This is a genomic window from Helicobacter pylori, from assembly GCF_011140715.1.
In the GTDB taxonomy this organism is placed as follows: Bacteria; Campylobacterota; Campylobacteria; order Campylobacterales; family Helicobacteraceae; genus Helicobacter; species Helicobacter pylori_DA.
Genome location: NZ_SFZZ01000064.1, coordinates 22,532 through 31,181 on the forward strand (window position 1 = coordinate 22,532; position 8,650 = coordinate 31,181).

Below are 8,650 nucleotides of genomic sequence, written 5' to 3' on the forward strand. Positions count from 1 at the left end.
AGTTACAGACTCTTTGAGAACAAAACGCTAAACCATTTAGGAAATTTAGGAAAATACCATGTTAAGGCTCGTTAGTAAAACGATTTGTTTATCCTTAATCGGCTTATTCAACCCTTTAGAAGCCTTTCAAAAACACCAAAAAGACGGCTTTTTTGTAGAAGCCGGGTTTGAGACCGGGCTATTAGAAGGCACGCAAACTAAAGGACAAACAATAACCCAAAACACCCAAAACACCCAAAAAGTCTATGAAAACCCCCTAACCCACCCCCAAACTAAAGAGCAACCCAAAGAACAAAACAAAAGCGATACAGCCACCCCACAAAGCGCTTACGGAAAACACTACATACCCCAAAGCACCATTTTAAAAAACGCAACGGCTTTATTCACCACGAACAATATAGAAAATGGCTTAACTTTTTATTCTCAAAACCCTGTGTATGCGAATATGGTTAATGGGAGCGTAACCATACAAAACTTTCTGCCTTATAATTTAAACAATGTTGAACTGAGTTTTAAAGACGCTCAAGGCAAGGTGGTCAATTTAGGCGTGATAGAGACTATCCCCAAAGATTCTCAAATCATTTTGCCTGCAAGCTTGTTTAATGATTCAGAATTTGAACAAGCTGATAGCTTTAATTACCAACAACTTCAAGCCACTGCCACACAATTTTCTGACGCTAACACGCAAAGTTTGTTTGAAAAGCTCAGCCAAATCACGACCAATGTAACGATGAGTTATGAAAACGCCGATACCAACAATTTTAAAGGTAATTGCAATGATTGTGTGTCAGATTTCACCCCACAAACCGCAGAAGAATTGACCAATTTAATGTTAGATATGATTGCGGTGTTTGACTCCAAATCGTGGGAAGAAGCCGTTTTAAACGCTCCTTTCCAATTTTCTAACAGCCCATCAGAATGCGGATCTGACTTTCCTAAATGCGTGAATCCTTTCAATAACGGGCGTGTCGCTCCCATCTATGAAAAATATGTGCTAACCCCACAATCCGTTATAGATGCGTTTAGAAGAGCGATCAATCTTGAAGTGAACATCATGAAATCAGGGTTTTTAGGGCTAGGGTATGAACTTGATGATAATGATGGTAATCTGGGGATAGAAGCTTCTGCCTTAAATCCTGAAAAATTGTTTGGTAAAACTTTGAACAAAGTTGATATTGTGGAATTAAGAGACATTATCCATGAATTTAGCCACACTAAAGGCTATACGCATAATGGGAACATGACTTATCAAAGAGTGCGTTTGTGCCAAGAAGGAGATGGGCCAGAGGTGCGCTGTGAGGGCGGGCATGAAGTGGAGAAAAACGGCAAAGAAGAGCTAGAATTTAGTAACGGGCATGAAGTGCGAGATCAGGATGGTTACGACTATGATGTTTGCTCTCGTTTTGGTGGCAAAAATCAGCCCGCTTTCCCTAGCAATTACCCCAATTCCATCTACACCAATTGCGCTCAAGTCCCCGCTGGGCTTATAGGGGTTACCACCGCTGTTTGGCAACAGCTCATCAATCAAAACGCCCTCCCCATCAATTTCGCTAATCTAAACAGCCAAACCAACCATTTAAACGCCGGGTTGAATGCACAAAATTTTGCAACCTCTATGGTCAGCGCGATCGTGCAAAATTTTTCCACCACTTCCACCACCACTTACCGCTCTTCAAGTAAAAATTTTAGAAGCCCTATTTTAGGGGTTAATGTTAAAATAGGCTACCAACATTATTTCAATGACTACATCGGGTTAGCCTATTATGGCATCATCAAATACAACTACGCTCAGGCTAACGATGAAAAAATTCAGCAATTAAGCTATGGTGGGGGAATGGATGTGTTGTTTGATTTCATCACCAATTATGCTAATAAAAAGCAAGGCAATCCCACTAAAAAAGTTTTTGCTTCCTCTTTTGGGGTGTTTGGGGGGTTAAGGGGCTTATACAATAGCTACTATGTTTTCAATCAAGTCAAAGGAAGCGGTAATTTAGATATAGTTACTGGGTTTAATTACCGCTATAAGCATTCTAAATATTCCATAGGCATTAGCGTTCCTTTAATCCAAAGCGGTATTAAGATCGCTTCTAATAATGGCATCTATGCAGACTCTGTTGTTTTGAATGAAGGGGGCAGCCATTTTAAAGTGTTTTTTAATTACGGGTGGGTGTTTTAGGGGTTAAAATCCCCAATAACCCCCTAAACTTGTGCGATACTCGCTACAAACACGCATGCACTCTCAGACTTTAGCACCATATCTAACGGGATGCGATAAATTTCACGCTCTTTAAAACACTCCCTTTCTTGCTCGCTAAAGCCCCCTTCAGGCCCTATGATAATACCCTTTTCAAAATCCGCGCTTGCGGGTAAGATTTCGCCGTTAAAATCCAAAACGCTCGCCTTAGGGTAGGCGTTTAATACCTCTTTAGTGTTTAAAAACACTTCCAATTCCATTAAAGCGCTGCGGCCGCATTGCTCGCAAGAATTAATCAAAATTTTTTGAAAACGCTCTAATTTGGCGCTGTCTATTTTTTCATTACGCTGGCTAAAATCCGCATAGAACAAACTCAACTTGCTCACGCCTAACTGATTTAAAAAGGGTAGGATTTTTTCAACGCTTTTGATTTCAATCACGCTTAAAATCAAATGCGTTTTTTTATTAGCCATAATCTCTAATGGTTGCGCGCCCACTAGCCTTAAAAGGGCGTGTTTTTTAGTGATTTCTGCATGCTCATAGGTGTATAAAAAGCCGTCTTTTAAATTTCTTAAATCCAAACGACTCGCGCTTTTGATACGCCTTGATCGGTATAAATGCGTGTAACTCTCGCCTTCTATTTTTAAAACAGGCTCTTTGGCTAAAGGGTGATAGACAAAACGCATTCAAAGGCCCATTAACACAACAATAAGAATCGTTTCTAAAAAATACAGGATTTTAGCCTTTTTGATATAGGCTTCCATCCGTTCTTTTTTGGTGATAGCGAATTTCACGCTTTTATGGCGTTTGATTTCTGCAATAAGCATCAACAATAACCCTAAAAGCATGGCAACAGCACTAAAAGAAAATTCAAATTGTTGCATCGCCCAAATAAAAATCCCGCTCAAAAGAGCGATGCTTAAAAGAATGTAAATCGCTGGCATGACAAGATAGATTTTTTTGTTCAATTGGATAAAATTCTTTTCTTTAAAAAGGGTGTAAAGATTGATCATAAAGGCTAGGGCGAGCAAAGCGGCAAAAAAGGCATGGACAAGCAAGGATTGAGCCATCACAGAAGAATCTTGTGTATTTAATGCTTGCAAACTCATCTCTAACATTAACTTCTTTCTAACGATTTATTTTTTATTAATCGTTTTATTTTAGCATGCACCAATGAATTTGATCAATGAAAAGCTTAATAATTTAGAAAATAACGCCGCAAAATCCCCTAAAGAAGCGGTTGTTCTTTTGAATATGGGAGGGCCTAACAGCCTTTATGAAGTGGGGGTGTTTTTAAAAAACATGTTTGATGACCCCTTTATCCTTACCATTAAAAATAATTTCATGCGTAAGATGGTGGGTAAAATGATCGTCAATAGCCGCATAGAAAAATCCAAAAAAATCTATGAAAAATTAGGAGGCAAATCCCCTTTAACGCCTATCACATTCGCCCTTACAGAGCGTTTGAACGAATTAGATCCTTCTCGTTTTTACACTTATGCGATGCGTTATACCCCCCCTTATGCGTCTATGGTCTTACAAGATCTAGCCTTAAAAGAAATAGAAAGTTTGGTGTTTTTTTCCATGTATCCGCAATATTCTAGCACCACCACCCTTTCTAGTTTCAATGACGCTTTTAGCGCTCTCAAATCTTTAGAAACTTTCCGCCCCAAAGTGCGAGTGATAGAGCGTTTTTATGCCAGCACAAAGCTTAATGAAATCATTTTAAACACGATTTTAAGCGCCCTAAACAACCGCAAAAGCCAGGATTTTGTCTTAATCTTTTCCGTCCATGGCTTGCCTAAAAGCGTTATTGATGCCGGCGATACTTACCAGCAAGAATGCGAACACCATGTGAGTTTGTTAAAAGAGTTGATGCAACAAAAAAATATCCCTTTTAAAGAGGTTTTGCTCTCTTACCAATCCAAGCTAGGGCCTATGAAATGGCTAGAGCCAAGCACTGAAGAATTGATAGAAAAGCACCGCAAGTCTCGTATTATCATCTATCCTTTAGCTTTCACGATTGATAATTCTGAAACGATCTATGAATTAGACATGCAATACCGCTTGATGGCAGAGCGCTTGGCAATTAAGGAATATTTGGTTTGTCCATGCTTAAACGATTCCATAGAGTTTGCAAAATTTATCATTGAATTAGTGAAAAACCTTAAAAGTGAGTGAAATCTGCATAAAAAAGCGATTATTATAGTAAAATACCGAGTTTTCAAATCTATTAAACAATAAAGGTTATTACATGTTTTCACTTTCTTATGTTTCCAAGAAATTTTTAAGCGTTTTATTATTGATTTCGCTGTTTTTAAGCGCTTGCAAATCCAACAATAAAGAAAAGTTAGATGAAAATCTTTTAAGCTCTGGCTCTCAAAGCTCCAAAGAATTGAACGATGAGCGAGACAATATAGACAAAAAGAGTTACGCCGGTTTAGAAGATGTTTTTTTAGACAATAAGTCTATTAGCCCCAATGACAAATATATGCTTTTAGTTTTTGGGCGTAATGGTTGCTCCTATTGCGAAAGGTTTAAAAAAGATCTCAAAAATGTCAAAGAATTGCACGACTATATTAAAGAGCATTTTAGTGCTTACTATGTCAATATCAGCTACTCCAAAGAGCATAATTTTAAGGTTGGCGATAAGGATAAAAATGATGAAAAAGAAATCAAAATGTCCACAGAAGAATTAGCGCAAATTTATGCCGTCCAATCCACCCCTACGATTGTTTTATCCGATAAAACCGGTAAAACCATCTATGAATTGCCCGGCTATATGCCCTCTACGCAATTTTTAGCCGTGTTAGAATTTATCGGCGATGGGAAGTATCAAGACACAAAAAACGATGAGGATCTCACTAAAAAATTAAAGGCTTACATCAAGTATAAAACCAACCTTTCTAAAAGCAAATCCAGCTAGGAAAGTCTAATGAAGAATCTCAAAAGCCTGCTTTCTTTTTTGCTGGCTTCTTTTTGGGTCGCTATCCCTTTAATCGCACTCTATGCATTAGCGTGTGCGATAGCCACTTTTATAGAAAACGATTACGGCACGAGCGCGAGTAAGGCTATTGTGTATAACACCCCTTGGTTCAATTTCTTGCATGCGTATTTGTTGGTGGTTTTAATAGGCACATTCATTAAATCTAAAGCTTTGGAGCGCAAGAGGTATGCGAGCCTTTTTTTCCACAGCTCCTTGATTTTCATCATTTTAGGGGCAGCCATCACGCGTTTTTTTGGCGTAGAAGGGCTTATGCATGTGCGAGAAAATAGCGCGCAAAGCTCTTTTGAAAGCGCGGACACTTACCTTAATATCACCCTAAACGACGAAAAAAAACTTTCTTTAAAAACGCCTTTAACTTTTTATCATTCTAAACGATTAAGACCTATTCATGCCACTTTAGATCACAAGCCTTTGATTTTAGAACCCTTAGAGATTTACAAGCAAAACGCTATTAAAAAAGATGACGCTACCATTTTAGTGTTAAAAGCGACCTATAATGGCGTGAGCCACAAATTCAACCTCATTAAAAACAACAGGAATGAAGGCATAGAAGAAAGCGAGGTGTTTAAAGACGACAAGCTCTCTTTAAGTTTTGGATCCGCTTACATTGAATTGCCCTTTCAAATCAAATTGAAGCGTTTTGAATTAGAGCGTTACGCCGGCTCTATGAGTCCTTCATCTTACGCTTCAGAAGTGGAAGTTTTGAAACTGGATAACACTTTAATCAAGCCTTATAGGATTTTTATGAACCATGTTTTAGATTATGAAGGTTATCGCTTTTTCCAATCTTCCTATGATACGGATGAAAAAGGCACGATCCTTTCTGTCAATAAAGATCCGGGTAAAATCCCCACTTATTTAGGGTATGCGATGCTTATTTTGGGGGCTTTGTGGTTGCTTTTGGATAAAAATGGGCGTTTTTTAAAGCTTTCACGCTTTTTAAAATCCCAACAAGTTGCTAGTTTCTTATTCGCTTTAATTCTAGTCAGCCCTTTTACTTCTTCGTTCGCCAATGAAGGACAAATTGACATGCATGGGGGCAAAAGCGCTAAAATTGAGCGACAAAGCGTAGAAAATCCCGCTAATAAAGAAGATTCTAAAAGCGCGATTTTAGAGCGTTTGAAGCATTTAAGAGAGTATTCCAAAGACCACTTAAAAGCCTTTCAAAGGCTTCAAGTCCAGGATTTTGACGGGCGTATCAAGCCTTTAGACACTATTAGCATTGAATACATTCATAAGATTTTAAAAAAAGATGATTTTCAAGGGCTAAACGCCATGCAGGTGCTTTTAGGGATCATGTTTTTCCCCAATGATTGGCGCAGTATTAAGATGATTTACACTTCCACTAAAGCCTTAAGAAAGCTTATTGGCACGCCTTTAGACGAAAGCCGTATCGCTTTTAGAGATGTTTTTGATAGCCGTGGGTATAAATTAAAAAATCTGGTTGAAGAAGTCAATCAAAAATCCCCTAACGTGCGCAACGAGTTGGATAAAGATGTCTTAAAAGTAGATGAACGAATCAACTTAGTCTATACGCTTTTTAGCGCTCAATTTTTACGCATTTTCCCTAGCGATAAAACCACCGCTTGGCTCTCGCCCATTGAAGCGATCAACAGCCCTAATAAAGAAATTTCAAGCGTGGCAACGGCGTTTTTAAAAAATATTTTTAGCGGGTTTGATGACGCTTTAAAAACCAATCAATGGGACAAAGTGGAAAAAACCCTAAAAGATTTAAGCATTTACCAACAAGAGCATGCCAAAAACCTCTATTTGCCCTCTTCTAAAGTGGATTCTGAAATTTTTTTAAACCACACCAATTTTTTTAACCGCCTGACCTTGCCTTATATCTTTCTTGGGTTATTGCTTTTTATCGTTGTGATCAGCTCTCTTGTTAAAAACACGATTCCAAATATTTGGCCCACTAAAATCCTTTATATGGCTATCTTGCTTTGTGCGATCGCTCATTCTATGGGGCTTGTTTTGCGCTGGTATGTGAGCGGGCATTCGCCTTGGAGCAACGCTTATGAGTCCATGCTTTATATCGCATGGGCTTCTGTTATCGCAGGGTTTGTTTTACGCTCCAAACTCGCGCTATCGGCTTCTAGCTTTTTAGCCGGTATCGCGCTCTTTGTGGCTCATTTAGGCTTTATGGACCCTCAAATCGGCCCTTTAGTGCCGGTGTTGAAATCTTATTGGCTCAATATCCATGTCTCTATCATCACCGCCAGTTATGGCTTTTTGGGCTTGTGTTTTGTGCTAGGGATTTTAAGTTTGGTTTTGTTTATCTTGCGCAAACAAGGGCGTTTCAATTTGGACAAAACCATTCTCTCCATTAGCGCTATCAATGAAATGAGCATGATTTTAGGCCTGTTCATGCTCACGGCCGGGAATTTCTTAGGCGGGGTGTGGGCGAACGAATCTTGGGGGCGCTATTGGGGGTGGGACCCTAAAGAAACTTGGGCGTTGATTTCTATTTGCGTCTATGCCTTGATCTTGCATTTGCGTTTTTTAGGCTCTCAAAATTGGCCCTTTATTTTAGCGAGCAGCAGCGTGCTAGGGTTTTATTCGGTTTTAATGACTTATTTTGGCGTGAATTACTACCTTTCTGGCTTGCACAGCTATGCCGCAGGCGATCCCTTGCCGATCCCTACTTTTTTATACTTTTTGGTAGCGATACCTTTTATCCTTGTGATCTTGGCGTATTTCAAACGCCATTTGAGTTTGCCTAAATTGATTTAAAGGATAGCCATGTTCCAGCCCCTATTAGACGCCTTTATAGAAAGCGCTCCAATTAAAAAAAAATTACTTTTAAATCTCCCCCCCCCCCTAAAAATCGCTGTGGCGAATTGGTGGGGAGGCGCTGAAGAATTTAAAAAGAGCGCTCTGTATTTCATCTTAAGCCAACGCTACACAATCACCCTCCACCAAAACCCTAACGAACCCGCAGACCTGGTCTTTGGCAGTCCTATTGGATCAGCCAGAAAAATCCTATCCTACCAAAACGCAAAAAGGGTGTTTTACACCGGTGAAAACGAATCGCCTAATTTCAACCTCTTTGATTACGCCATAGGCTTTGATGAATTGGACTTTAACAATCGTTATTTGAGAATGCCTTTATATTATGCCAGTTTGCATTATAAAGCCGAGAGCGTGAATGACACCACCGCGCCCTACAAACTCAAACCTGACAGCCTTTATGCTTTAAAAAAGCCCACCCATCATTTTAAAGAAAACCACCCCCATTTATGCGCAGTGGTGAATGATGAGAGCGATCCTTTGAAAAGAGGGTTTGCGAGTTTTGTCGCAAGCAACCCTAACGCTCCTATAAGGAACGCTTTCTATGACGCTTTAAATTCTATAGAGCCAGTTACTGGGGGAGGGAGCGTGAAAAACACTTTAGGCTATAATGTCAAAAACAAGAGCGAGTTTTTAAGCCAATACAAATTCAA

Annotated in this window: 6 protein-coding genes and 1 pseudogene; 5 read left to right on the forward strand and 2 right to left on the reverse strand. The window is 39.3% G+C overall.

Annotated elements, in window-relative coordinates:
* The first annotated feature begins 58 nt into the window (after positions 1-58).
* On the forward strand, positions 59-2,176 hold the full coding sequence (locus tag EWZ81_RS06555) for an outer membrane beta-barrel protein (protein ID WP_165549422.1): 2,118 nt from the start codon (positions 59-61) through the stop codon (positions 2,174-2,176).
* A gap of 23 nt (positions 2,177-2,199) precedes the next feature.
* Here EWZ81_RS06555 and EWZ81_RS06560 read toward each other — a convergent pair whose 3' ends face one another.
* On the reverse strand, positions 2,200-2,880 hold the full coding sequence (locus EWZ81_RS06560; protein WP_165549423.1) for a 16S rRNA (uracil(1498)-N(3))-methyltransferase: 681 nt from the start codon (positions 2,878-2,880) through the stop codon (positions 2,200-2,202).
* Complete coding sequence (locus EWZ81_RS06565) at positions 2,881-3,312, reverse strand: hypothetical protein (RefSeq protein WP_000892134.1); 432 nt, start codon at positions 3,310-3,312, stop codon at positions 2,881-2,883. It abuts the gene before it with no gap.
* A 55-nt stretch (positions 3,313-3,367) separates the two neighbouring features.
* On the opposite strand from EWZ81_RS06565, the gene hemH reads away from it, so the two are divergent.
* The 4 genes and pseudogenes from hemH to EWZ81_RS06585 all read left to right on the forward strand — a co-directional run.
* Positions 3,368-4,375 carry a ferrochelatase gene (gene hemH / locus EWZ81_RS06570; protein ID WP_165549424.1) on the forward strand — a complete coding sequence of 336 codons (1,008 nt, stop codon included), beginning with the start codon at positions 3,368-3,370 and terminating at the stop codon, positions 4,373-4,375.
* A 73-nt stretch (positions 4,376-4,448) separates the two neighbouring features.
* Positions 4,449-5,120 carry a SoxW family protein gene (locus tag EWZ81_RS06575; RefSeq protein ID WP_000492232.1) on the forward strand — a complete coding sequence of 224 codons (672 nt, stop codon included), beginning with the start codon at positions 4,449-4,451 and terminating at the stop codon, positions 5,118-5,120.
* Positions 5,121-5,129: 9 nt separating this feature from the next.
* On the forward strand, positions 5,130-7,940 hold the full coding sequence (locus EWZ81_RS06580) for a cytochrome c biogenesis protein (protein WP_165549425.1): 2,811 nt from the start codon (positions 5,130-5,132) through the stop codon (positions 7,938-7,940).
* Between the two features lie 9 nt (positions 7,941-7,949).
* Positions 7,950-8,650 (forward strand): annotated as a pseudogene (locus EWZ81_RS06585) (glycosyltransferase family 10 domain-containing protein); the annotation flags it as partial.